The organism is Falsiroseomonas oryzae (assembly GCF_027856955.1).
GTDB classification, from domain to species: Bacteria; Pseudomonadota; Alphaproteobacteria; order Acetobacterales; family Acetobacteraceae; genus Falsiroseomonas; species Falsiroseomonas oryzae.
Map to the genome: position 1 here is coordinate 1 of NZ_JAPSMD010000725.1, position 1,712 is coordinate 1,712.

2 protein-coding genes are annotated in these 1,712 nt (G+C 75.4%); one reads left to right on the forward strand and one right to left on the reverse strand.

Annotated features, from left to right (window positions below; genetic code table 11):
* Positions 1–156 precede the first annotated feature (156 nt).
* Positions 157–1,038, reverse strand: a complete 882-nt coding sequence (mmsB, locus tag OZN99_RS31070; RefSeq protein WP_270939061.1) for a 3-hydroxyisobutyrate dehydrogenase — start codon at positions 1,036–1,038, stop codon at positions 157–159.
* A gap of 65 nt (positions 1,039–1,103) precedes the next feature.
* On the opposite strand from mmsB, the gene OZN99_RS31075 reads away from it, so the two are divergent.
* The coding region (locus OZN99_RS31075; protein WP_456299921.1) for a hypothetical protein at positions 1,104–1,712 on the forward strand (609 nt) is incomplete at its 3' end.

The following is a 1,712-nucleotide window of genomic DNA, read 5'->3' on the forward strand; positions in this document are numbered from 1 at the left end:
CGCCACGCCTCGCAGGCATGGTCGCGGTCCACCGCGTGCGCCCAGGTGACGCGCAGCAGCGGCGTGCCGCAGGGCGTCTCCGTCACCGGCGGCTGCGCGCGCGCCGGCGGCGCCGCCAGCAGCAGCGCCGCCAGCAGCCATCGCCGCATCATGCCGTCAGGCCGCGCCGCGCAGCATCCGGATGATGCCCGAGAAGTCGGTTCCCCCACCGCCGGCCTCGAGGAACGCCTGGTAGAGCTCCAACGCCTTGGCGCCCATCGGCGTTGCCGCGCCGGTCTCCGCCGCCGCCTGCGCCGCCAGCCCCAGGTCCTTCGCCATCAGCGCGGCCGAGAAGCCGGGCGCGTAGTCGCGGTTTGCGGGGCTGCCGGGCACCGGGCCGGGCACCGGGCAATAGGTCGTCAGGCTCCAGGATTGGCCCGACGACTTCGACGCCACGTCGAACAGCGCCTGGTGCGACAGGCCGAGCTTCTCCGCCAGCACGAAGGCCTCGCAGGTCACGATCATGGTCGCGGCCAGGATCATGTTGTTGCAGGCCTTCGCCGCCTGCCCCGCGCCGGCCTCGCCGCAATGGATCGCGGCGCGGCCCATCTGCTTCAGGATGGGCTCGGCCTGCGCGAAGGCCGGCTGCGGCCCGCCCACCATGAAGGTCAGCGTCGCCCCTTCCGCCCCCATCACGCCGCCCGAGACCGGAGCGTCCAGGAAGGCGCGGCCGCTGGCGGCCGCCACCTCCCGCGCCGCGGCAACGTCGATGGTGGAGCAGTCCACCAGCACGGCATCAGGTCGGCTCGCCGCCGCCATCCTGCCGCCGCCCAGCCAGGCGTCGCGCACATGCTGGCCGGCCGGCAGCATGGTGAAGACCAGGTCGGCATCGCGCGCCGCGTCCGCCGCGCTGCCGACCGGTGCCGCGCCGGCGGCGGCGCAGCGCGCCACCAGGTCCGGCACCGTGTCGAAGACCGCGACCGCGTGCCCCGCCTTCACCAGGTTGCGCGCCATCGGCCCGCCCATGTTGCCGAGCCCGACGAAGCCGATCCGTGCCATGGCGCGTCCTCCATCCCTTGCTTTCGGGAGGGAAGCGCGCCGGGTCCCACCCGGCAAGCCGGGCCATGCGCCCATCGCGGGTGGCGTCATCCGGCCGGCTCGACTATCTCGCGCCGGTCATGCGCGCTGCCCTCGTCCTCCTGCTGCCGCTCGCCCTCGCCGCCTGCGGGCCCCGCTTCTCGCCGGATGCCTATTCCACCCGCGCCGTCCAGCAGATGAACCGGGTGGAGCAGGGGGTGGTGATCGGCCGGCGGTCTGTCGCGGTGCAGATGGAGGGCACGACCGGCGCGGCGACGGGCGGGGCGGCGGGCGGCATCATCGGCTCCCAGGCGCCGGGCGGGAACATGGCGGGCGCCATCGGCGCGGTGGGCGGTGCGCTGGTCGGTGGGCTGTTCGGCTCCGCGGCGGAACGCGTGGTCGGCGACACGACCGCCTACGAATACATCGTGCGCAAGGCGGATGGCGAACTGGTCTCCGTGACGCAGCGTGACGAGACGGCGCTGGAGATCGGCGCGCGCGTGCTGGTGATCGGCGGCAGCCAGGCGCGGATCGTGCCCGACTACACCGTGCCGGAGGCGCCCCCCGCGACCAGCACCCCGACGCCCGGCCCAGCCGCGCCGCCGGCGGAGCCGCCCGCGCCGACCCCCCCAGCCCCGGCGGAGCCAGCTGGCGCG